Source organism: Pseudomonadota bacterium, from assembly GCA_018823135.1.
Taxonomy (GTDB): Bacteria; Desulfobacterota; Desulfobulbia; order Desulfobulbales; family CALZHT01; genus JAHJJF01.
In genome coordinates, this window is record JAHJJF010000098.1 from 16296 (window position 1) to 40760 (window position 24465).

Here is a 24465-nt window from a genome sequence, read left to right on the forward strand (position 1 = left end):
TTGCGTATTCTCACTCGTCCCGGGGCGGCCAGATTGAAAAACATCCGGGATGAGATTCTTTTCATCTCGGGAAATAGAAGTTCATTACTATCTCATGTGGAGTACTGATGAGAGTCCAGCTCAACAGGGGCTGGTTTGGTCATGAGCGAATTACTCTTTTTTTATTTCCGGCGGCTTTAGATAGCAGTAAGTAACTAATTCACATGGGTCTGAAAGCAGATTCATCGCCCCCCGCATTACTTTGTAACATTCAGACTTGAGATATGTTTCAAGGGTCTTCCGGGACTCCCATTCTTCAAGCAGACAGAGGATATTTTCATCCTCAATGCCTTGAAAAAAATCACAACGCCCGCAGCCCTTTTCTTTTTTGATGGCGCCGATAAGCGAGGCAATCGTCTGAGACAGTTCCTTGCGTTTTTCGGCAGGCACCCTCATATGCTTGATAACGAGAATCATGATTGAGGTAATAGCAAAAGGCATGCCGATGGGGAGAGCAGTCGTAAACAACCTGGAAAAGCCATTGTTGACAGGGGCTGGGAAGACGCGAAGAAAACAGCAGAGAAGAAAGACAGATTCTTTTGGCCTCAATATATGGTTGAACACCTCAAATTATTGAGGCATTCAACGTGTAATAATTGGCAGGTTTTATGAAAGCAGCACGGTATTCATTAGAATGTCGAGAAGACTTGAAATCGGAGAAGAGTGAATGCCCTGCCTGCAACCTGAGTCGCAGTTATGACTTCCGCTCTCGTTTTTCAAGTTCCGTATTCAAGGCATTCAGAGCGGACTCGGTTTTCTTGAGCGCGGTAATATCTTCGAAGGTGATCACCACGCCGTCGATCACATTGTTCAACGTGCGATAAGGCCGAACCCGCATACGGTAGAAAGCGCCGCCCTTGGCACGCACTTCCTTTTCCTTCATTCCGAGGTTCTGTAAAACGTCGTGGGCATAGTCCGTCAGGTCCGTATCGATCAGGGCGGTGGCAAAATGCTTTATGGGGCGGCCGGCATCGATACCAGCCAGGGGGATGATCTCCACTACTTTCGGCGTGAACTTTCTGACGCACAGATCAAGATCGAGAAAAATGGTGGCAATATTCGTGCTGTCCAGCAGGTTTTTCATGTCATCATTGGTTTTGGACAACTCATCGATGCGGCTCTGCAATTCAGCGTTGACCGTGGCGGCTTCCTCGTTGAGAGATTGAAGTTCCTCCTTGGAGGTCTCCATCTCCTCATTGGTGCTCTGCAGCTCCTCATTGGTGGATTGCAGTTCTTCGTTGGCGGACTTAAGCTCTTCGTTGGAGGTTTCAAGCTCTTCGATGGTGGTCTGCAGGTTTTCCCTGGTGTGCCGCAACTCCTGTTCGAGTGTCTCGACGGCGGTGTTTTTTTGCAGTGTCTTTGTCTGCTTTGAGGTGATCTTCTTTTTTTCAGGAGTGACGATTTCCTTGAAAATGACCATCATCAGGCCGCGCAAGGCGCGATGCTCCAGGACCGGCTTCACTGTCAGATCAATGGATATGTGACCACCGTTGTGCTCGATGGAGACCCCTTTGCGGACACATGCCAGTTTGTTGGTCGCGACTCCCCGGATCGCGGCCGCCAGGTCCATTCCAAGGCCGGGACGCGCCATTTCCAGTATATTGACGCTGACTTTGCCGATGGCCGGTTCCAGGTACCTGCCGGTGCGGCCATGGAGATAGATGATGTTGCTCGCCTCGTCGATAATGACGCAGGGAGGGGCGTCGACCTGTTTCAGTATCGTTTCAACCAGTTGAAAGGCGCTCAGTTCTTCCGCTTTTCTGATGGATTCCGGGTGTTCGGGTTTCATGTTCTCATGCCTTGCGGGAGTAAAGGGGAGTTCCAACACCTGTCGGGCGGCAACAGAGCCCGACCTGCGGCGGTAAATTTTCCATTTTTTGTCCAGCACGGTAAAGAGATCCTGGGTCTGTCCGATGGCTTCCGAGGAGCCGAGAAAAAGAATGCCGTGGGGCTTCAGACTGTAGTGAAAATTGGGGATGAGCCTCTTTTGTAATTCCGGGCCGAGGTAAATTAAGAGATTGCGACAACAGATCAGGTCCAGCTTGGTAAACGGCGGGTCCTTGATAATACTCTGTACGGCAAAGACCAGCATCTCGCGGATCGATTTTTTTATGCGGTACTGATGTTCCTCCTTTACGAACCAGCGATTCAGGCGCGCTTGACTCATGTCATCGGCGATGCTGGCCGGGAAAATTCCGGCGCGTGCCGCGGATACGGCGTCCTCGTCAATGTCGGTGCCGAATATCTGGAGGTTGATGCGGCGATTGATATCCTCCAGGACCTCCTGCAGGAGGATGGCAACGGAATAGGCCTCCTCGCCGCTGCTGCAGCCGGCAACCCAGACGCGCAGTGTATAGCCGTCCGGTTTCTCCGAAAGCAGGTCCGGAAGGATTGTTTCCCGGAGCGCCTCAAAGGCTTTAGGATCACGGAAAAAATTGGTAACTCCGATCAACAGTTCCTTGAACAGGATGTCGACTTCAACCTCGCTTTTCTGGAGATAGGTGACGTAGTCTTTGATCAGGTCAATCTGGTGGACATGCATTCTCCTTTCGATGCGCCGCAGGATCGTGTTGTTTTTGTAGAGGGAAAAGTCATGTCCGGTGCGGGTACGCAGGAGGATATATATTTTCTGCAGGGCGTCTGGTGTTTTTGCGTCCCCGGTGAGAATCGAGGCCGTTTTTTTGTGGATGGCGTGTTGCAGGTATTTGAGCAGTTGTTCCGGCATTTCGGCGGGCGGCAGGATATAGTCGACTAGTCCCGTGGCTATGGCGTTTCTGGGCATGCCGTCATACTTGGCGGAATTCTCTTCCTGCACCATCACCATGCCGCTCTCGGCCTTGATGGCTTTTACCCCCAAAGTGCCGTCGCTGCCGGTGCCGGAAAGGATGATGCACACCGCATTTGGACCCTGGTCCCTGGCCAGTGTACGGAAAAAGCTGTCAATCGGCAGATTGGCGCCGCGGGGTTTGCTCAGTTCCATGAGCTGCAGGGTGCTGTTCAGGATGGAGAGATCCTTGTTGGGCGGGACGACAAATACCGTGTCGGGCTCCACCTGCATCCCGTCCTTGATTTGCAGAACACGCATCTTTGTGCGTTTCTGGATCAGTTCGGGCATGATGCTGATATGTGTCGGATCAAGATGGGGAACCAGAATAAAGGCAAGGCCCGCGGCCGGCGGCATGGCGGTGAAAAATGCCTCAAAGGCCTCAAGGCCGCCCGCCGAAGCGCCAATCCCGACAATCGGGGGTGGCGTCCTCGCCTGGTCGGCGCTTTCAAGATCAAGCGGCAGGCTTTTGGCTTTGGGTTTATTTTTAGAAGCGGTCTTTTTAACCCCGACAGGAGTCCTGGCTGTGTCGACCCTGGCTTTTTTCTCTTTTTTAACGGGCATGTTTCAACTCCGGCAAAAGTGTGCGTTTATTATGGTTTCGTTCGGGCATATGACCGACTTAGTCATTTTCCGTGGGAGCAATGATTTTCTCCAGGGCTTTCATAAGATCTTTCAATTGAAATGGTTTTTCAAGTGCAGCAAGAAAGCCATACGCCTTGAAGTTTGCCATGACCGGGTCGTTTGAATAGCCGCTGGCAACTATGGCTCTGATATCAGGGTCAATCTCCAGAAGACGTCTGATGGTTTCGATGCCACCCATGCCTCCCTTGACGGTCAGGTCGAGGATTACCCCTCCGAAAGGTGAACCTGCACTTTTGGCCTTGGAATATGTTTGAATGGCTTCTTCTCCCTCAAATGCCACTATCGCCTCATAGCCCAGACCTTCCAGCATGTTCCGTGTCATGTTTCTCAGCATTTCCTCGTCGTCCATGACCAGGATTTTTTTAGTGACAGGAAGAGCCTTTCGGGCCTTGTTCTCAAGCGGAACTATCTGCTTGTCGCTTGCCGGCAGATAGATAGAGACCGTTGTCCCGATGTTCTGCTGCGATGCAATATCAATTGCGCCGCCATGTTTTTTGATTATGGAATAGGCAATTGCCAGGCCCAGGCCCATGCCTTTTTCCGCCCCCATCTTCTTGGAGGAAAAGTAAGGGTCAAAGACCTGAGGAAGAATGTCCTTTGGTATGCCTATCCCTTGATCCTCGATTGAAATCCGGACATACCTGGCATCCTGACCGCTCGGGATGCTGCTTTTTTCAGGGATCGAGTCGACATTTTCAGCACGAATTCGGATTCAGCCTCCCTGCGGCATGGCTTCCCGCGAGTTTGTTATAACATTATTGATTGTCTGCGTCATCTGCCCGGCATCAATTTCAACAGGCCATAAATTGTCTGAATATGAACAATCGTAATTCACATTCGATCCGGCAAGAGCCAGACACACCGAATCTGAAATCAAGGTCTTGATCGATGTGAGTTTTTTATGGGGGTAGCCGCCGGATGAAAAGGTCAGAAATTTTTTGGTCAGATTCGCGGCGCTGAGGCAGGCAGTGAGCGCATTCCGCAGTTTGTCGGCAACAGGCCGGCTGATTGTTCTATCCTTTTGCGCCATCTCAAGGTTGCCGAGGATTACGGCAAGAAGGTTATTGAAGTCATGGGCAATGCCGCCGGCGAGAATTGCCGTGGCTTCAATCTTTTTGGCCTTGATGATTTCCGCTTCCAGGCGCTTTGGTTCCGTGATGTCATTTAAGGCTATTCGTATGAGAATCCCGCTTCTATCGATGTTTTCCCGGGGAACACATTCCAGTTTGGCCCAAAACCAGTCACCATCCTTTCTGAGCATTCGCAGTTCGCATGAATGCCGTTTTTGTGTATCGGTAAGTTCTCTCAACTTTTTATAGAAGATATCCTGATCTTCAGGAACAATGAAGTGGGAGAGGGGCCGGCCAAGGAGCGACACTCTGTCTTCACCCAAGAGGCCGGACAAGGTCATGTTTGCTTCAAGTATCAGATTTTTATCGCTTAACGTGAGATAGCCGACAGGGGCATAGTCATAGAGGTCTACATACTGGTCACGGGTCTCCAGAAGTTGCTCCTGAGTTCGGCGGAGATTTTCATTCTGCAATTCCAGTTCGATCTGATGGGTGCGGAGTTCATGAAGCGCTGCACTGAGCTCGTCATCGAAATTTTCAGAATAAGAGTTTTCCTCGGATCCGAGTATTGCTTTTGCACGCTTGCGCAATTCATTCAGGTCCTGTTTCTTCATAGTATATTCATCTCCAGTGTTTGGGGACTTGGCAAATACGTATAGATTTAGCAATTAACGTGCCGCTTGGCGAAATAATGCCTGAACCCGGAGAAAACTTTTATCAGCAGGGGGTTCCATGGGAGTATGAAAAACAGGGGCACAGGATTTGCCCGGCCTCAACATATGATAGTTCCTCAAAATTTTGAGGCCTTAGTTAAATTAAGGGATGCCGCCGGTTATTCAGTCGTTCATTTCCAGTCGCACTATCCCGAGCTTGTGCATTCTCGCCCGCAAGGTGCTCGGGTGAAGCCCCAGAATCGTGGCGGCGCCATTCTTCCCCTCAATGCGCCAACGGGTTTCCGAGAGAATCTTGACGATCTGATTCCTCTCCATTTCTTTCAAGGTCCCGCCTTCGACGGACTGTAAGGGAGGAGAGGATGTCAGTTTGTCCGAGAGCTGAAATCCCGGGCCGGGACAGAGAATCATGGCCCGTTCGATGATGCTCTCCAGTTCCCTGACGTTCCCTGGCCAGGGATACGTCTGCAATTCCCTCATGGTTTTTCTCGGAATCGAGGTGATCTGTTTACCGAGTTCCCGGGCATAGCGTTCAACAAAGGCCTGAACCATGAGCGGAATATCTTCCGTCCGCTTCCGCAAAGGAGGGGCCGTGATGGGAAACACGTTCAGACGGTAATAGAGATCCTTCCGGAACCTGCCCGCAAGGATCTCTTCCTCGAGATTCCGGTTGGTTGTCGCCACAATGCGCACATCGACCTTGATGGTCTTTGACGAGCCCAGCCGTTCAAACTCACCATGCTGGATCACCCGGAGCAGCTTGGCCTGCATTTCCAAGGGCAGTTCCCCGATCTCGTCCAGGCACAGGGTGGAACCGTCCGCGACTTCGAACCTGCCGATCTGTCTGGTATCGGCCCCGGTGAAAGCACCTTTCTCCCGGCCAAACAGTTCGCTTTCCAGCAGATTGGCGGGCAGGGCTGCACAGTTGACGGTGTAGAGCGGGTGTTTCCTGCGGGGGCTCAAGTTGTGAATGACGCCGGCAATCAGTTCCTTGCCGGTGCCGGTCTCGCCGAGGACCAGGACCGTGGTGTTTGTCGGCGCAACCTGCTCGGCGCGATAGAGAACATACTTGATGCCATCGCTTTGCCCGATGATATGGTCGAATTGGTGTTTTTTTGTGATCTCCTGTCGAAAGTAAATATTTTCTATCACCAGGCGGTCTTTCAGTGCTTTGATTTCCGTCAGGGCTTTGAGAAGGGAATTCTCTGCCCGTTGATGCTCCTGGATTTCCCTGTCCAGTTGCTCGTTGATCATCCGCGGTTCGGCCCGGCGTTCCGTCCCCCGCCGTTCGGTTCCGTCATGAGGTCCACATAATGCCCCCTCCAGCAGTTTCCGTCTGGTGATATCGCGAATGTTGCATTGAATCACTTTCTGGTTATTGACCAGATAGACATTGCTGATAAATTCCACTGCCAGTTCCCGGCCATTTTTTGTTTCCAGAGGCAAATCGTCGTAGCGGACGTAGCCGCTGTTCTGCAGGGTCTTAAATGTGGTTTTAGACGCTTCGGCATCTTTAAAACAGCCGATTTCCCAAAGTTTCTTTCCGACTAATTCCTTTGTGGAATACCCCAGCATTTCGATCAGGAAGGGATTGACATCGGAGATCTGTGCCGTCTCTGCATCGAGGATGATTATTCCCTCCCTGGATGATTCAAAAAGACGGCGATAACGCGTTTCAGAATTCTTCAGCGCCTCTTCCAACTCCCGACGTTTGTTGATATCGGTTATCGTGGTCCGGCATAGTGGATTTTCGCCGGGGGCCATGAAAGCAGGAATGCTGTCAAGCTGGGCGTAAAACGTCTTGCCGTTTTCGTGAATGAGTGTGAGGGCACAGGTCTGCTTGCTTTTTTCTGCAAATACTTTTTTACAATGAAGATAGAATAGATCACTGTCATTTCGGCTCATAAATGAAGTGAAAGATTTGTTGAGCAGGACGTCTCTCTCCAGCCCCAAGAGGTTGCAGCCGGTTTGATTCACTGCCAGAATCAGCCCTTTTCCGTTAAAGGTAAAATGACCGACAGGGGCATTATCATAGAGATCCACATACCGGGCACGGGATTTCTCAAGTTCGAGTTGAATCTCACGCAATTCCTCGTTCTGTTGCGAAAGTTCAATTTGATACATTCGCAACTCCTGGATTACCCTCGGGTAATCATCCAGGGTGGTATCCGGCCGGTCAACAAAGTCTTTGTGCATAGATGTTCCTGCTGTGCGGTTATTATTTTTCAAGGCCTTTCTCCTTTTGGAATCATTTGTGCATTTGAAAGGTCAGGTCATTATCCTCGAAAGGGTTATGAACGCCACCGCAATAATTAATCCATTTTTTTGAGTAGATTCGGATTTCTCCGACAGTTTCCTCACTATTAATTCCAGCCATTAACCATGTCTTATCATAATCTCCTGCGACATTGGAAACGATATTTCACAAATCACACCTATCAGGCAGATACCAGAGGTCATAGTTTGCCATCCTTAATCATATTATTGAGCAATATTTACCGCCAAGTTCTTGACTTGAAACAACATATATATCTTTTGGCTCCCTGTTCAGGACAGTATGTTTACCTGCTGATCCTGACGGTCTTTTACTCTTTAAAGACCTGTGGATTCCATGGGCAGCCTCATTTTTGTGAATTTAAATTTATCGCATGACTTTAAAGATCGATCCTGCCACTATGAAAAAAATACCCATTGGAGAACTAATGAAAAAAACAAAATTTACTGAAAACCTTTTGCGAAAAATTGAAATTGACCGCCTTGCCGCAAAAGTTACAGCTTCCTGCGGCTCCGGATCCACCCGACGCCCGGTTGACAAGGAGAACATGCGCCGCCTCCTGGAAATGAGCCCTTATGAATTCCAGCATGAACGCGACCTGGATCTCTATGTTAAAACGGTTGAGGGGGCGCTGCCGATGATCATGGTCCTGGACAACGAGCTGCCGATTTTTCAATCCACCGTTAAAGATGTGACCGTTCGCAGAAGCCCGCGAACCCTTGATTTGTGGAGTATTCGCAATATCCGCAACATTCTGGTGGATTCCGATATCAAGTTGAGTTCAAAGGATGAATCGGTGGAAACTGTCCGGAAAGATGCGATTGGACAGCTTGATTTGACTTACACGGATGCAGATATTGAAAATCTGGCACAGGAAGGCATAGCGTGGCTGGCTGGCCGCAATGCCAAGGGCGTTGAAAAATCACTCACCCTGTTTGCCGCAATGCTTGGCTTTCAGAAACCGCCGAGACCTTTCGAGCTTGAGCAGACAGTATCTTTTGGGGATTCATCAACCGGGCCGGATAATGAGGCTGCCTTCGGCCCCCTGGTGCTTTACAGTCCTGGAAACAACATCCTGGTGTGGATTGATCAATCGTTGGCCAGCTCAGACCGGCAACAGATGGATTTCCTCCGTTCAGTTGCAGCCGGCGAAACCTCGGTGCCGTTGAGAGGAAATGCGGTCTTTGAAAAGCTCCAGGCAATTGTCCTGGAACGACCCCAGCGTGTTGTCCTTTAACATTTTTTCTCCTGTGAATAATCATCATTCATATTTCATCAATCTGTGGTCATAACATTTAATCAAAAAAGACAAAACAACGAAAAGACTCCATTGAGTGACGAGGACAAAAAAAGCCTCGCAAGTTTGATTAACAAACCTGCGAGGCCATGAAACTTTCTAAAAAATGGGATGGATAAAGATTTGACCCACTATCCCCGGAACAGACCTAATCTGCACTTTTTTCCCACCGCAGAATTGCCCTTAAGCCGGAATCTTCAAATTGCATATTCAAGCTGACATTATCAATATTGCGAAGAAGACCCATTCCATCGGTGTCTCCCTTATAGCTCGGTTGTTTTTGTGAAATAACATCTCCAAACCGGGAACTTGACAGATGTCTGCCGTTCCACATCCACTGACCGCCTTCGGGGTGGACCGGCTTGAAACCGAACATGTCGAAGTGTTTTTTCTCCAAATCATCCACCGAGGCATAGCCACTGGCGAGAAGAGGAAACAAGTACGCCATATTCTTTTGAGATGACAACCTTGAATTTTCATTGGCAGCTGCGAATAAGCCAGGCAATTGCTCTTTGCATGCCTCCGGAAAAGCCTCAAGAAAAACGCTCTTAAGAGGTACTGTTCTCACTCCTGATATAATTTCCTTGTTAGACCATGGGATATTTCTGATCAGCAGATAATTACCTTGCACTTCTATGCCGTAGCGAAGTTTAATCATCCCGAAAATATTCAAGCTCATAGTCCATTCATCTTTGCCGTCCAACTGATAAAAATCCATGGCAAAGCCCTCCTGCCGCAAATTTTTCCGGGTCATACCCCTAAGGGTCGCCAGAGTATTCTCCGGGTTGGAGGTCTCAATAAACAGGGTACATGGCCTGGTCAAAACAGAGAGTGCCACCGGGATAAACATCATCATCCCGCCGCCGCCCCCGGTAACAAGCTCACTGTTAAACGCACCCAGGATATCACCACTCCCCGAGGCGATCACCGGGTCCGAATCATGAATGGCAAGGTGGATACTTGAGGCCAGATCATCAAGAAGACGAGGGCTGATATACCTTGAAATGCCCTTGTTGATGCTCATCCAGCCTTTTTCCTGCAGGTTGAGAGAGAGCATCATAACCGGCCGGAGAGATGGTTGGGGGATCTGCAATGTTCCTCCTTCTTCGGCACTCACCAATATATCCCGCAAGCCGTTATATATGGAATTGTCAATCAACGGCAGGATGAAAGTCGTCATTTCCAATGAACCGTCTTTGGAATCATTGATTCTGATGGCGATGGGATCGAAATAGCGACTCCAGTATCTGTTGTAGTTATCCACATATATTTTATAGGACGCGGCCTCGGACTTGGTGACCATTTCAACAGGGGCACTGGCCAAGGCCTGCATACCTGCCAAAGTCCCATATTCACTGGAATGAACCTTCAAATCCCGGTCAATTGAATATCCTTGCTCAACGAAATGTTCCGGCAGATATTTCCCGGCAATCAGTGCCTCCAGAGAATCCTGATTAATGATCCCATCCATCTTTGCCAATAAGATACGGGAAGAAAGCACTTCCATCTTCTGGCGGGCGCTGATCCGCCGAAGTTGAGAAATCTTGGTTGCCGGGCCCACCAGATGCCTGATAAACGGATCTGAAATATAGGCAAAAATACGGGTTTCTTCTTCCACTGGCAATTGCGTCAACATATAGCGAAACTCGTCACTTGCCCCCAGGCTGCCATCACCATTTGCCAGGTGCAGAGCAATCACCCGATCCATCTCCGACTTACTGCTGCTGCAGATCAGGAGGTTATCCAATAGTGTCCAGAAAACTTTTTTGCCGTCATCCAAGACATGCTCCACCACATCTCCCGATGAAAGACCTGCCACGCCGATTAATCGTAAAAGCAATTGAACAGGTTGGGGGTGAGTAAGACGGGAGATTGTTGTAACGTCGGTGCCGTCAATGAAAAAGAGGTCTGGAAATATTAAGGCCATCTCTTCGACCTCGCCAGAGTCAAGGAACATCCTCAGCCACTTATTGTCCAATCCCAGGCGGGAGAGGTACTTTGAGGTTAACTCGTACTGCAGATTATTGGAATTAATCACCCCGCCAAACCGGGAAATAAATTCAGCGCCGTCTTCAAGAAAGGCCAGGAGGGTCGATGGCCTGGCAACATGAACAAAAAAATGATCGTGGGGCGCAAGTCCAGCCAGAGCAAGCCCCGGACCAGGCCCCCCGTGTTGTTCGAGCATTTCCGCAAAAGGATGGGATTCCACCTCAACACCGGTGAGGGTCTCAACGGGTATATTCCTTTCTTCAGCCTGTCCGGAGGATCGGGCAATGGCCTGCATCTGGAGAGTCTCCTCCACGGCCGCTCTGCCACCAAGTATTTTAAAAGCTGTAAGTTCTGTTGCCTGCCTTCCTCCACGGCCACCTCTCGATCCAGACCAACTTTTATCTCCATAAAACTCAAACCAAGAAGAGAGTACCGGGGTATCCCCCAGAACAGCATAGGACCGCCAGTGCCCTCGCCTGGCACTGGTGAGATTATTTTTTACTGCGCTTTCATCGATTTGCGCCTGTGCAAGATCCCATCGAATTCGTTGACTCTTTCCCGTAACAGCATTTTCCACGGTGAGAGAAACCGACCCGAGGAAATCCTCTGCACAAACCATAACAAGTATATATTTTTGAAATTCCGGCGGCTTAATTTCGGGCTGATCCTTGGTTATTATCGGTTGAATCTCCAACTGATATTGTTTGATTATTTCAGGATCAATTTTCTCACGTTCAATGGATCCGTCATTAAAAAGAATCCAGTGTTTTCCATCATCCACATAGGGTCGCAATTCGATCATCAACTCCTCTCGCTTACTTCGCGGCAACCGGCGGCTTGAGTTTTTTTCAGGGTTAAAAGAAACCCCAGGGACCAGAAAGGCAAATTCACCAGTCAGTTGTTCATCATACCGCTTGGTCCAGGTCTTCACATTCAACTCAATAACCCTTTTATCCTTAATCGGATCAAGATCGCCCAACGAGTTTGGACCGACAAAATCATGCAGTTTTGCATACCCCTCCAATGAGGAGTAGAATGATCGTAATAAACCTGCACCATCCTGGATTTTTCGTTCCATTTCCATCTGCAGGGTGAGTTTACTTTTCAAAAAATCCGGCATTTCTTTTTGCAGGCTTTTTATATCACGGCTCAAATAAAGCTCGTGCGCCTGAGACTGTTTTTCTGAATCGGCAATTTTCCAGAAGCCCTTATAAGACAAGTCAACCTCGCTGCTATATATTATCAGCTTTGAGTTCTGCTGCTGGTACTTGGATGTTGGACCGACCTCAGTTCCGGCCATTGTGTTGCTGTTGAACAGCAGGAATATCATGAGGGTTATCAATAAATTCCAAGTCATGTTCATATCTCCAGTTTCAGTTTCGTTTTTCGGGCAACTTTGAAAAGCGGCCTGCAAGGATTGATTTGACACCTTTGTAAATCCTAACAATACGGACATACTAGATAATCGAAAAAGAAAACACAACGAAAAGCTCCATTGATTGACATAGGGGAAAAAACAAAGACTGCCTGTTTCCCCTTTAATCCATATAATTAATAATTCTTATGAAAACAAATATCCGGTACAAAAATTCAATAAATAAAGCATGTCCCTGTTTACATGTAAAAAATTAACCTATCTAATTATCTACCTCAAAAAAGGATTTGACAATCAACAGAAAATATCACATACATTGCGCCAACCTGATCTGCTCGGAAACAACCCTGCCTATTTGAGCGAACCATAGAAGCAACAACCGGGCCTCTCATCTGTTTCTCACTTTCAGAATATCAATGTATTTATTTCCAACCGTAAGGAGCTGCCATGCCAATTGATACATTTTGGAAGAACATAGTTTTTGTACCCCTGCTTCTCGCCTTTGCTCCTGCGGACCATGTATCGGCGGCCCCCCAACTGAGTCTGACCTCGGACACCATTTTCCGCTCCCTGGAAAGGGACACCTCGGAGAAAAACAACACTCAAGTCCTTCCCGTCTATGAATATCTGCAGCTTTATTACGGCGACCGGGAAAACAAGGGTTTTTCATTCCATGGGTATGGATGGGGCCGTAGCGACCTGGGGGACGACATCTTTTTTGACAAAAATGAAGATGGCGAACTGCTCTACGGCTATATGGAATATTCTCATTCCTCGAACAACCTGAACATAAAACTCGGTCGGCAACATGTTTTTGCCGGCATTGCCAACGAGAGTGTGGACGGCCTCCGGGTGACCGGCGATATTACCCCCTATTTTACTTTGTCCGCCTATGGTGGCCTTCCCGTATCCCTTGACAAAGAAAACGGGCGCAACGGTGACAGCATCTGGGGTGCCAAAATAGCACATCACAAAGGGACGCTCTATAATGTTGGAGTCTCCTATAAGCAGATTTACAATGACGATATCGAAGACGAAGAAATCCTGGGGATTGACCTGGCACTTACCCCAGCAGGCCCCATAAGCTTCTCCGGGCTGTCCTCGCGTAATTTGCTTTCCAACGAGTGGGCCGAGCATTCCTACGAAGCCCCTTTTCGCCTCTTTGAAAAAAACGTCCGACCGTATTTTCACCAATTTGAGTATGATGGCCTCTTCAACACCAGGAGCAACAGTGCCGATCCCTTTCGTTTTCTGGCCGGAACCGACGAAACGCTGACAATAATCGGCAGTGATATCTACTGGTGGCAATCCGAGAAATGGGATCTCGCCTTCAAAGTAAAAAATTATGATTATGATATAAGGACTGACACCTCCCGGTTTTATTCGAGTCTTCTCACCTGGCACGGGGAGGAACTATCCCAGGTTGGCGGCGAAATGGGTGTCATGGAAGGCGCGGCGGCGGAAAATGATTACTTGCTCGGACGGGCATTTTTTTACTGGGATCAACCCGCTGACAACAAGGCATTTGATTTTGTAACCGGTGATCTGCTCTATGTGTATTATAACGAAACCATATTCGGCCAGGACAATTCCCTGTTTCTCTCGCTGGGCATCGGCTCCCATTTTTTTAACAAATCGCTGGCAGTCAAGCTTTCCGTTGATTACAGCTCCGACCCTTTTTACGACAATGATTTTCGCGGCACATTGCGGATAATCTCCAAATTTCCCTTGCTGAAAGAAGAATAGAGCATCTTAAGGAGTAAATAATGAATATAAAAATATCCACTTTCATTGGTGTTGCGCTCTCTCTGCTCCTGCTCCATGCCTGCGCTGCTCTCAACACTGACTATGAACTTCCCCAACAGCATCCGCCCGACGCGGAAGTGGGGAATCGAAGACCCATCTGCACAAAATGTCATGATCCCATCGGCGAACAGATAGTCTTTAAACAATTTGATCACACCGCCTATTTTGCTGAGAATCACCGCCAGGTAGCGTATCAACAGTCACAGGTCTGCTTTCTGTGCCACCAGGAAAGCTCCTGCAACGACTGCCACGGGGTACGGGTGGAATTAAAGCCTTCGCTGAAAAATCAGACCGACAACTTCCGGCGCACCCCACACCGGGGCGACTATATCAGTCGGCACCGGATCGATGGCCGTACAGACCCAAGCTCCTGTTATCGCTGCCATGGCAATCCCAAAACTTCCGAATCCTGTGTCCGCTGCCATGCATAAATCATTCAATGGCTATTCCAGAGAGGCAAATTAATGTTTAAATTTCAAACCTTTTTATCCACTCTGCTCCTGGCTGTCTTCTTAACCAGCTGTTCCGACCGCCCCCCGGAAGCCCCCCTGGCGGATAAGGCCCATCCCGAAAGCTGGATCCTCACGCATAATGTCGAAGCCACTCTCGGGCTGGATAAATGCAGGACATGTCATGCTCAGGATTTATCCGGCGGCAAGGTCACACCCAGCTGTTTCGCCTGCCATATTGAGGGCCCGCCCTTTTTGATTCATCCGTCTGCCTGGAGCAATCCCCTGGCTGATCATCAAAGTTTCCAGGAGAGTATCAACTGGACAAGCTGCGCCACGGCCGCCTGCCACGGTGCGGACCTGCGCAGCGGTCAGGAATCAGTCGAGACCGGGCCAAGTTGTTTCACCGCCGAATGCCATGCTGACGGCCCACCAGCTCCCCATGTAATTCCCTATACAAATCCTGCTGATCATGGACAGGAAGCCAAGGCCAGCCAGCTAGCCTGCCGCAACTGCCACGGCCAGCCGCCATTCGATTTCAATGGCGGTTTCGTAACAGATCCGGCAATTCTCAATAAACCCAACGGTTCATGTACTGCGACTGATTGCCACCCGGATGCCAGGGCGCATCCCACCAACTGGCAGGGAACCAATGAAGATAAAGACCCTTCCTATACGTCTACCCATAGAAGCAGCAATCAAACCACTATCATCAATAGCTGCGTCCTCTGCCATAAAACCGATGGTGTTGGCATTGGCCCCTTGACCGGCGCGCCCAGTTGTTTTTCCGCAAGCTTTACCAACCCAGACAACTCCACCAATGACTGTCACTCCAGCGGCCCGGGAATCGCACCACACGCACTGCCATTTACTCAACCAGCACAGCATGGCCCCGAGGCCAAAGAGGATCTGGCCTTCTGCCAGAATTGTCATGGCACCTCGGGTACTGTCCTGTTTGATGGCAATATAGCTCCCACGGCCTGCTCGCTTTGCCATCCGGCAAGCGGTGCTCATCCAACCCGTTGGCAGGGTACAAATGATATCACAGCAGATTACTCAGCATCCCACCGGACCGCCGGCTCAATCGGCTCTGCCTGTACTATTTGTCATAACGTGGTAGCTGATGCACCCGGCCCGCATCCCAACGCGCCAAACTGCTTTGAAGATTTCTTCAGCAACTCCGACGGCTCCACGACAGTCTGCCATCCAGGCGGCCCGGGCGAGCCCCATGCCATTCCGTTCTCCGATGCTGCACTGCATGGCCCCGAGGCCAAAAGCAATCTGGCCTTTTGTCGAGAATGTCATGCCACCGCCGGCTCCAATCCACGGTTTAATTTGGCCTTTACCACCTTTGCCAATGGTTGCGAAACCTGTCATGATCAGGACACCGCTCATCCCGTGCCCTGGCTGAGCACGGCGGATAACAGCCATAAAACAGCCGGCAACCTGGCAACGGCCTGTGCATTATGTCATGGCGCGACTCTGCAGGGACCGGCAGAGGGTGGTGCTGGCCCTGCCTGCCAGGACTGTCATGCCGCCGGCTTACCAACTGCCCTGCTCAATTGCACTTCCTGCCATAATGCCCCGCCGAACAGCGCGGCTCCAGCCGGTGACATTCGCCCGAATCAAGCCGGTGCTCACGAGGCCCATAATGGACTGCCCGAAATCACTGGTTTGGCAAATTGCGCCGCCTGCCATAATTCCGCCGGCACCAACACCCTGGACCATTTCGACAGTACCGCACCGGCAAATGTGGCCATTTCGGCCGTATATGATAACAACACCCTGGATGCCAATCCACCAGCCTATAACAGTAGTACCGGCACATGTACTTATATCAGTTGTCACGGCGGCCAGGAGACTCCTCCCTGGCTAACAGGGTCTATTGCCATTACGGCAAATTCAAACTGCCTGATCTGCCATCAAGACGGAACGGAAAATCCAAGCCAGCATAACAGCCCTTCCTCCGGCAATCATAACGATCATACGAACGTTGACGTTTTTTCATGCCAGAACTGCCACGATGTCACTAAAATGACTTCCACGCATTTTAATGATCTTGCAACCTCAGCAATCAGTTCAGCCGAGGCCAGGAACACCATTACCATGCCAACCGGCGGCACATTTACCATCACCTATAACTCCATCACGAACAGGTGCACCGGCGATTGCCATAACAACGACAGCTCAAAGGAGCAGACTCATTCCTCAAACTCATGGTAGATAAACGTGATTTGATCGCTAGCAAATATACAAAGGGCCGGATTTAATCCGGCCCTTTGCTGTATAGCTTGACTTCAAAAAAACCACGAAAAAATTCCATCCCTTGAATGACGGAGAGGGAAAAAGAAACCTGGATCAGTTTCCCTTTTTATCTTTTACTGCTCGGCTGATCTCGCGTTCTGCTTCAGCATCCATGCCCAGGCGACTGTAAATAATCCCGAGATTATAGCGACTTTCATAATGCTCTGGATAAAGTTCCAGGGCCTTTAAAAGATAGTCTCTGGCCTGTTCATACTTGCCGAAATACTCAAGGCTCACTGCCCAGTTGTTATACAGATCAACACTTACAAGCCCCTTATCATGGGCATCCTTAAACAGCCCAACAGCGTTTGGGTGATTGCCGTCCCGTTGCTCGCAGATCCCCAGGGTAATAAAAGCTTCATAGGTTGCAGGATTAAGATTAAGCGCCGTTTGCGCGGCGATTCTGGCATTGCTGCAATCTCCTAGCTTCCGGTAAACCATGCCCAGACTCTGATAATATTTCGCCTGATTGCCGACCTTGGTAATTGCGGTCTGCATCAATGGCAGGGCAGCCTGCGTTCTGCCCAGTCGGTCATATAAAATTCCCAGATTATAGAAGGCATCACCCTTGTCTGGATCAAGGGCGATAGCAATTCGAAAATGCTGTTCGGATTGGGAATTGTCCTTGATATCGCTTAAGGCCTTGCCCAGATTGACATGTGCCCGATAAAGATTTGGGGATTTTCTGACAATATCCTGCCAGAATCCCACTTCATTCTGCCATACGGCATTGCGTTGAAACGTTAAAATCCCTGAAACAATTGCCAGAGCTATCAGTAAGCCGCTCACAAATTTAGGCGGCAAAGGTAATTGAAATACAAGAAAAACACCCATCAAGATCAGCAACATCGACGGCAGATACAATCGATGCTCATAGATAATCTCCAGGGGCAATATGGTTGATTCAATCATGAGATTAGCGATAAACCAGAACAGGCAGAAAGCAAGCAGCCGGTTGTATCGGTACAGAATGATTATCAGCCCGACGAACAACACAATCCCGGCAATGGCAAAGGCGGTCTGCGGCGGACTGAACAAGCCGTGGGAGATCAGATAATCATGATTGAGGTTGAGCCGTGCAGGCAGGGGCAGCAGAAGAATCAGCAGATAACTGAAAAATACCCGGCTCTCGGTAAGCAGCCTTTCCATCGGCGTAAAATCCCTGACCTGATACCCACTGAAAACCGAACTCAGGGGATCGCCTCCCAGACAAAACATGGCGAACAATAACGCTGCAATTCCAATGCATACAGGAAAGGCAAACCTCTTGAATCCGTTATGCCCATCCCTGGGGGGCAGGCAGCAGAAATCAACCGCAACAAGGATTATCGGCAGCATCACCGCGTTTTCCTTGCTGACCACTGCCAGGAAACCACTTACTGAACATCCCAGGTACCAGGCATACTTTCGCTTAATGCTGTTGTGCGTCCGCGCCTTGATATAACAAATCATTGCAAAAAGATAGAAAAGCGCCGACATCGATGTCATGCGCTGGACAATATAGGTTACCGCATTGGTCTGAACCGGATGAAGCATCCAGAGCAGCGCTGTAAAAAACGGGATATACTCCAACACGCCTCTACGACTTGGGAAACAAGCCTGAGACATGACTTGTCCCGCCAGATAATACAGGGCGAATCCGGCACAGATATGCAGGACAATATTCACCAGATGAAAACCGAAAGTGTCCAGCTGATCGACAGAATAATTCAAGGCAAGGGATAGATTGGCAAGCCAGCGATTCCCCATGGGGCTCTTCGTTGCGGCATCCTTGATTGATTCAAAGGAAATTTCATAAATCTGAATAAAACGGTTTTCAACGATATTCGGATAATCGTCAAAGATGAACGGCGCCTGCAGGGTGTTGGAATAAACGAGGATTGTTGCGGCCAGCAGGATGAGATAGGGCAAGCCCCTCCACATGGTCGGAAAAACTGTTTTGCCTGAAGCTGTGCATTCGGAGCGTTCTGAATTCATTAAAAATTCTGTCTCAAGATAATTTTCATCTAACAACAAGATAATTCGATATAATGGGAAGCCTTTCTAAATCTTACTTAAGTGCCTGTCCAGAAATGAGGGTTTTTGTTCAAGTTCAAGGATTGCGAAAAAAATAAGCGCAGACATATATTTGATATTTCGAGCATTATTTTTTGAGCGTGACGCAGAAATCGGGCAAAAAGACCATTTGTGGCAAACACTACTTCATCAATCGCATGCCAAGCGCCATCTCCTGCCGTGCCTTTTCACTATTCCCTTTGCTGCCGTAGGCAATCCCCAGATTATAATGACTCTCGGCATGATCCGGGTTGAGTTGGACCGCGTGCTCAAGAAGGTAAATCGCCCGGTCAATATTGCCGAGATTAAAATTATTCATTCCCCAGTTATTGTAGAGATCAACGGTCTCAAGCCGGTTTTTCGCAACCTTCTCAAAGATAATCTCGGCCTGTTGATACTCGCCGTCTGCCACAAGTGAAATCCCCAGAGTCAATAACGCTTCCACGGAATCAGACATATATCGCAGCGCAAGTTTTGCGTGTTCCAATGCCTGCTGATTATTCCCAAGGTTCCGGTACACCACCCCCATGACATTATGGAGCTGGGAAATATCCTTCTGCCAGGCCCTGCTCTCACGGTTTACATTCTTATTCGCATCATCCTGAAGACCTCGTTTGAGGATCGCTTCCGCCTGGAGATACTCTTTATTTTCATTCAGCGCCCAACCGAGATTGGTATAGGCGCGGGTGAGATTCGGAGATTTATTCAAGACATCCGACCATAAACTCACCCTGGAATTCCACACTGTATTGCGCTGCCAGGTAAGTATTCCAAGGGTGATGCATAAAATAATCAGAACTGTACGAAACGTCTTACGTTTATCCTCAAACCAGATATCCGCGTAAAAGACCACCGCGGCGATGAGAAATACCGTGGGCAGATAGAGGCGGTGTTCGTAGACAAGTTCAAGGGGGATTATCGACGACTCGATGACCAGGTTGATCAAAAAGAACAACAGCGCAAAGGACAGCAGCCGGTGTTTCCTGAACAAAATTACAATCATGAACAGCAGACCGGCAAACGCGGCCAGAGAAAAGACCGTATACCATGGGGAAAAAAGGCCTTGAGACACGACAAAATCATGGTTGATATTGAGCCGGGAAGGCAACGGCAGAACCAGCAGGGAAAGATAGAACAGGATAATTCCCGGCTCGGTGAGCAGTCGCTGGCCTAGGGTAAAACTCCTTTCCTGGTATCCGGCCAGAACCGATCCCAAAGGATCACTGGTTCCCAGAAATCCGAAAACCACCAACAGGCATAAAACAGCGGCAATCCCGGCTCCTGCCGACATTTTTTTTGATATACCTTTTCCGTCTGATAGAAAAAAAACCTCATAGGCAAGGATTGTCACTGGCAGCATGATTGCATTTTCTTTACAGATTATCGCCATAAAGCCTGACGCCATACTCAGCAAAAACCACACGTTTTTCGCCGGTGATTGGTTTTGATTTCTCCCGCAGACATAGAGCAATATGGAAAGCAGATAAAACAGCGTCATCATGCTGGTCATCCGCTGCACAAGGTAGGTCACCGCATTGGTGGCAAGCGGATGAAGAGTCCAGAGCAAGGCAGCAAACAGGGCAAGTTCCGGGGCACGATTCCTGCCTTTTTCAATCACATTGAGCCGCAGAGTCGCAAGAATAAGAAAATACAGGGTTATGGCGCAGAGGATATGGATGACGAGATTGCCAAGGTGAAACGGCAAGACGTCCATCCCGGTAAAATAAAAATGCAGCGCAAAACTGATATTGGGCAGCCAGCGATTGCCTGACGGGCTTTGGGTTGCCGCCTGTTTGAGCGAGGGAAGAGAAAGGTCGTTGATGCGCAATGATTTATTCTCGACGATATTTGAAGAGTCATCAAACACAAACGGCGCCTGCATGGTATTTGAATAGGCCAGAGTTGCCAGACCAATAATGAGAATTAATGCAAAAAATTGATTATCAAGTCGGAAAAAAGCGGCTATTTTCATAGGAATCAATTTACAATGACAACGACTCAGGTTGTTTAGACTTTAGACTGATGACTGTTAGACTAGTTTCCATCCGGAAACCATGGTTTCGGATGATGTGTTTAGGCTGTAGCTGTTTAGTCTGTTAGTGTAACCGTTCGATTTTATATCTTTTCCCTGAATACCTAAGAGCCTGCAGCCTATTAACCTATGCAGTTTATAAAACTTATCAGAAAGACTCCCTGATTACCACAACAAGCTTATCTCTCTTATGATGAATTCCGCCGGCAAACAGACAAAACTTTTCCCCATCCTTGCCATACTCTCTTTCATAATTCTTTCCGGCTTTATCTATGCCAATTCGCTAAAAAGCCCTTTTGTAATGGATGACTATGTCAACATCCTCGAAAATCCCTTTATAAAATTCAGTTCTTTTACTTTTGATAATCTCAAAAACGCTGCCACCCACAGTCTCATGACCAGACGATGGATACCTAATGCATCTTTTGCGATTAATTATTTTATCCACGGTCAAAGCGTTTTTGGTTTTCATCTAATAAACATCGTTATCCATATTCTCAATGCGATTGTTCTGTATTTTCTCATTGAGACAACACTGACTCTTCCGGGGCAACACCATAAATCCGTCCGAGAGATCGCCTTCTTTTCAACACTGCTCTGGCTTGCGCACCCATTGCAGACCAATGCGGTGACCTACCTTGTGCAGCGGATGACCAGCATGATGACCCTGTTTTATCTGCTGGCACTGTTCTGTTATATCAAGGGCAGACTCAATGATTCATGCACAGGAAAATACTTGTTATACTCCGCAAGTTTACTAGCAGGCCTGCTTGCCCTGTTCAGCAAAGAAAACGCCGTGATGCTGCCCATCATGATTTTTGCCTATGATTTCTTTTTTCTCCGCAAACACGATCAGCGGCTTAACCTCAAAAAAACCACCTTTATCATCGGATTAATCAGTGTTGCAGTCGTGCTTTTCTGCTGGATGATTCTCGGCAAAAATCCGGTGCAGTCAATCCTTGACGGTTATCAGGCAAGAACATTCACCCTTGGGGAAAGACTGCTCACCGAACCCAGAATCATTGTCCATTATCTCAGCCTCATTCTTATACCTCTTCCAGGACGATTGAATATCAATTACGATTTCCCGGTTTCAACTGCTTTCTTTGCGCCCCCACAGGCCTTCTTATCAATACTTGTCCTGATGGGGTTCCTGTTGCTGATTGTTCATCTCTTTAAAAGAAACCGCCTGTTGTCCTTTGCCATCTTCTGGTTTATGGGAAACCTCTTCATCGAATCATCTTTTGTCGGCCTGGAACTGATCTTTGAACATCGCCTCTATCTGCCGGCAGTCTTTTTTTTCCCGGCAATCCTTGTCCCGCTCTATGGCTTTTCACTGGTTCCGAAACAATTCATACGAGGTGTATTGATCATGCTTGTTGCGATACTCAGCATTTTCACTGTGCAGCGAAATGCCGTCTGGAGCTCATCAACCAATCTCTGGCAGGATGTGGTTGATAAATCTCCGCAATTATCCCGGGGCCACATTAATCTGGGAAAAGCCCTGCTTCTTGGAAAGCGCTACCGGGAAGCGGAAAAACATCTGTTCAAGGGGATCGAACTTGAGCCCGGGGTCAGTCATTCCTACACCAACCTGGCCGCGTTATACGACAAGCAGCAGAGATTTGAGGAATCCATTGCCATGTCAAAAACCGCGCTGACAAAACGCAATGCAGACCTGCCTCGGATTCATCATAATATGGGAATCGTCTACCAGAAAATGAACAACCAGCATATGGCAATCGCCGAGGTTATCAAGGCCATTGAAATCAACCCCCTGTTTTCAGACGCGTATGTGACTCTTGGGAGTATTTACGGAATGTCGGGCGATAACGTCTCAGCCGAACAATATCTCAAAAAAGCCCTGGCACTGGACCCGGACAACGGCTATGCATATCAGAATCTCGGCACTGCCCAGGAACGGCAGAATAAACTCACAGAGGCCCTGCAGACTTTTCAAACAGCGCTGACCAAAGCCAATGCCGACCCGCTGAAGGTCAATAATAATCTGGGAATTGTATACTGGCGCCTCAAGGATTATGAAAATTCCATTCACCATGCCAGACGCGCAATAGCTCTCGACCCCAATTACGTTGAGGCCTATATAACCCTTGGCATAACGTTGGACGGGTCCGGCAAATCCAATGAAGCTACAAGGATTTTCCAGGAAGCCTGGCAACGGGGCTTTGATATGGTGGGGCTGTATATCAAATGGGCAAATCAAGGACTTGCCCGGAACAACCCTGCACTGGCGATTCGCTATCTTGACCGGGCGAATAAACTTGCCCCCGGGCATCCGCAGGTTCAAACGCTGCTCAATCGAGCAAAAAACAAAAAGTCAACGACTATCGACTGAAGTCGATAGCGTGAGGCACAAAGGCAGAAGGCACAAAGTGTAAGAATACAAGTACCAACCAGATCGACAGTCATTGAGTGCCGTTACTTCTTCATATTGTATTTCTTTATTCCCTTTTACTCTGTGACTTCTGCCTTCTGCCTCTGTGCCTGTAACTCCAAATTATACACATGCTCAAAGCTGACCCTCTGAAGATGGTGGTTGTTATTCTTTATTTGAGACTAATAAAATTCTTTTGAGCATCAGCTTGATCACTTGCGCTTGACACGCCGGATACGACTCCGTACTCTACTTTTAACAGTAACCAATACTCAAAAGGATAATCCATGAAATTAGGAATGATCGGCCTCGGCAGAATGGGCATGAATATGGCCAGGCGCCTGCTGCAAGACGGCCATGAAGTCGTTGCATTCAACCGGACTCCTGCTAAGACTGAAGAACTGACCAAAGAAGGTGCAATCGCTGCATTTTCCTTGAGCGAACTTATCGAAAACCTGCCATCCCCGCGCATCGTCTGGCTGATGCTGCCGGCCGGCAATACCGTAGATGATCATCTTGAGCAATTACAAAAAATGCTCGCTCCTGAAGATATCATTATCGAAGGCGGCAACACCTATTTCAAAGATGATATCCGTAGATCAGCGCAGCTTGCCGAACATGGCATCCGATACATGGATGCCGGGGTCAGTGGCGGCATCTGGGGCCTTAAAGTCGGCTACTGTCTTATGGTTGGCGGCGACACAGCTACTTTTAAGTATCTTGAGCCGATATTCAAGACGCTTGCTCCTCCTGAAGGCTACCTCCACTGCGGCCCCACCGGCTCCGGGCATTATGTCAAAATGGTCCATAACGGCATTGAATACGGCATGATGCAGGCTTACGGCGAAGGATTTGCCCTGCTTGACGCCTCGCCTTACGGCAAAAACCTCAACTATTCGGAACTTTCTCATCTCTGGAACCAGGGAAGCGTAATCCGATCATGGCTACTCGAATTACTGGAACCGGCCTTTGCCCAGGATCCGGATCTTTCAACGCTCAAAGGGTATGTCGACGATTCAGGGGAAGGTCGCTGGACAGTTCAACAGGCCATTGAACTCGGAGTGCCGGCACCGGTGATCACCACCGCATTATTTGAACGGTTCAACTCGCGGCAGGATAATACCTTCGGCAACCGGGTGCTTGCCGCATTGCGCCGCGAGTTCGGCGGCCATCCAACGGTCCCGGCAAAAAAGTGAAAGTCAACAACTATCGACTTCTGCCTCTGTGCCTATAACTCAT

At 48.8% G+C, this 24465-nt stretch carries 14 protein-coding genes; 6 read left to right on the forward strand and 8 right to left on the reverse strand.

What is annotated here, in order from left to right:
* Positions 1–150: 150 nt before the first annotated feature.
* The 5 genes from KKE17_10800 to KKE17_10820 form a co-directional block, all read right to left on the reverse strand.
* The gene (locus KKE17_10800; GenBank protein ID MBU1710481.1) at positions 151–507 is read right to left on the reverse strand and encodes an antibiotic biosynthesis monooxygenase; all 357 of its coding nucleotides are present in this window, start codon (positions 505–507) and stop codon (positions 151–153) included.
* A 226-nt stretch (positions 508–733) separates the two neighbouring features.
* The gene (locus KKE17_10805) at positions 734–3427 is read right to left on the reverse strand and encodes a PAS domain-containing protein (protein ID MBU1710482.1); all 2694 of its coding nucleotides are present in this window, start codon (positions 3425–3427) and stop codon (positions 734–736) included.
* A 58-nt stretch (positions 3428–3485) separates the two neighbouring features.
* A complete protein-coding gene (locus KKE17_10810; protein ID MBU1710483.1) occupies positions 3486–4058 on the reverse strand; it encodes a response regulator in 573 nt (190 codons plus the stop codon).
* Between the two features lie 162 nt (positions 4059–4220).
* The gene (locus KKE17_10815) at positions 4221–5192 is read right to left on the reverse strand and encodes a PAS domain S-box protein (protein MBU1710484.1); all 972 of its coding nucleotides are present in this window, start codon (positions 5190–5192) and stop codon (positions 4221–4223) included.
* Positions 5193–5414: 222 nt separating this feature from the next.
* Entirely contained in the window at positions 5415–7013 is a 1599-nt protein-coding gene (locus KKE17_10820) for a sigma 54-interacting transcriptional regulator (GenBank protein MBU1710485.1), read from the reverse strand.
* 938 nt (positions 7014–7951) lie between these two features.
* Here KKE17_10820 and KKE17_10825 point away from each other — a divergent pair.
* Entirely contained in the window at positions 7952–8761 is an 810-nt protein-coding gene (locus KKE17_10825; protein MBU1710486.1) for a hypothetical protein, read from the forward strand.
* A gap of 208 nt (positions 8762–8969) precedes the next feature.
* On the opposite strand, the gene KKE17_10830 is transcribed toward KKE17_10825, so the two are convergent.
* Complete coding sequence (locus tag KKE17_10830; protein ID MBU1710487.1) at positions 8970–12167, reverse strand: hypothetical protein; 3198 nt, start codon at positions 12165–12167, stop codon at positions 8970–8972.
* 465 nt (positions 12168–12632) lie between these two features.
* Between KKE17_10830 and KKE17_10835 the strand changes: the two genes are divergently transcribed.
* The 3 genes from KKE17_10835 to KKE17_10845 are packed head-to-tail and all read left to right on the forward strand — an operon-like array spanning position 12633 to position 16663.
* Positions 12633–13931, forward strand: a complete 1299-nt coding sequence (locus KKE17_10835; protein MBU1710488.1) for a hypothetical protein — start codon at positions 12633–12635, stop codon at positions 13929–13931.
* A gap of 20 nt (positions 13932–13951) precedes the next feature.
* Positions 13952–14422, forward strand: a complete 471-nt coding sequence (locus tag KKE17_10840; GenBank protein ID MBU1710489.1) for a cytochrome C — start codon at positions 13952–13954, stop codon at positions 14420–14422.
* Positions 14423–14455: 33 nt separating this feature from the next.
* A complete protein-coding gene (locus tag KKE17_10845; GenBank protein MBU1710490.1) occupies positions 14456–16663 on the forward strand; it encodes a hypothetical protein in 2208 nt (735 codons plus the stop codon).
* 135 nt (positions 16664–16798) lie between these two features.
* On the opposite strand, the gene KKE17_10850 is transcribed toward KKE17_10845, so the two are convergent.
* Both KKE17_10850 and KKE17_10855 read right to left on the reverse strand, forming a co-directional pair.
* Positions 16799–18721: a tetratricopeptide repeat protein gene (locus KKE17_10850; GenBank protein MBU1710491.1), complete on the reverse strand. Its 1923-nt coding sequence runs from the start codon at positions 18719–18721 to the stop codon at positions 16799–16801.
* A 220-nt stretch (positions 18722–18941) separates the two neighbouring features.
* Complete coding sequence (locus KKE17_10855) at positions 18942–20771, reverse strand: tetratricopeptide repeat protein (protein MBU1710492.1); 1830 nt, start codon at positions 20769–20771, stop codon at positions 18942–18944.
* A 250-nt stretch (positions 20772–21021) separates the two neighbouring features.
* On the opposite strand from KKE17_10855, the gene KKE17_10860 reads away from it, so the two are divergent.
* Positions 21022–23187 (forward strand): tetratricopeptide repeat protein, encoded by a 2166-nt coding sequence (locus KKE17_10860; GenBank protein MBU1710493.1) that lies wholly within the window; start codon positions 21022–21024, stop codon positions 23185–23187.
* A gap of 326 nt (positions 23188–23513) precedes the next feature.
* Positions 23514–24422 carry a decarboxylating 6-phosphogluconate dehydrogenase gene (gene gnd, locus KKE17_10865; GenBank protein MBU1710494.1) on the forward strand — a complete coding sequence of 303 codons (909 nt, stop codon included), beginning with the start codon at positions 23514–23516 and terminating at the stop codon, positions 24420–24422.
* Positions 24423–24465 lie beyond the last annotated feature (43 nt).

Coding starts and splice junctions, on each gene's coding strand:
- KKE17_10805 (MBU1710482.1), bottom strand. CDS start 3,427: ATGCCCGTTAAAAAAGAGAAAAAAGCCAGGGTCGACACAGCCAGGACT.
- KKE17_10810 (MBU1710483.1), bottom strand. CDS start 4,058: ATGGGGGCGGAAAAAGGCATGGGCCTGGGCCTGGCAATTGCCTATTCC.
- KKE17_10815 (MBU1710484.1), bottom strand. CDS start 5,192: ATGAAGAAACAGGACCTGAATGAATTGCGCAAGCGTGCAAAAGCAATA.
- KKE17_10820 (MBU1710485.1), bottom strand. CDS start 7,013: ATGGCCCCCGGCGAAAATCCACTATGCCGGACCACGATAACCGATATC.
- KKE17_10825 (MBU1710486.1), top strand. CDS start 7,952: ATGAAAAAAACAAAATTTACTGAAAACCTTTTGCGAAAAATTGAAATT.
- KKE17_10830 (MBU1710487.1), bottom strand. CDS start 12,167: ATGACTTGGAATTTATTGATAACCCTCATGATATTCCTGCTGTTCAAC.
- KKE17_10835 (MBU1710488.1), top strand. CDS start 12,633: ATGCCAATTGATACATTTTGGAAGAACATAGTTTTTGTACCCCTGCTT.
- KKE17_10840 (MBU1710489.1), top strand. CDS start 13,952: ATGAATATAAAAATATCCACTTTCATTGGTGTTGCGCTCTCTCTGCTC.
- KKE17_10845 (MBU1710490.1), top strand. CDS start 14,456: ATGTTTAAATTTCAAACCTTTTTATCCACTCTGCTCCTGGCTGTCTTC.
- KKE17_10850 (MBU1710491.1), bottom strand. CDS start 18,721: ATGAATTCAGAACGCTCCGAATGCACAGCTTCAGGCAAAACAGTTTTT.
- KKE17_10855 (MBU1710492.1), bottom strand. CDS start 20,771: ATGAAAATAGCCGCTTTTTTCCGACTTGATAATCAATTTTTTGCATTA.
- KKE17_10860 (MBU1710493.1), top strand. CDS start 21,022: ATGATGAATTCCGCCGGCAAACAGACAAAACTTTTCCCCATCCTTGCC.
- gnd (MBU1710494.1), top strand. CDS start 23,514: ATGAAATTAGGAATGATCGGCCTCGGCAGAATGGGCATGAATATGGCC.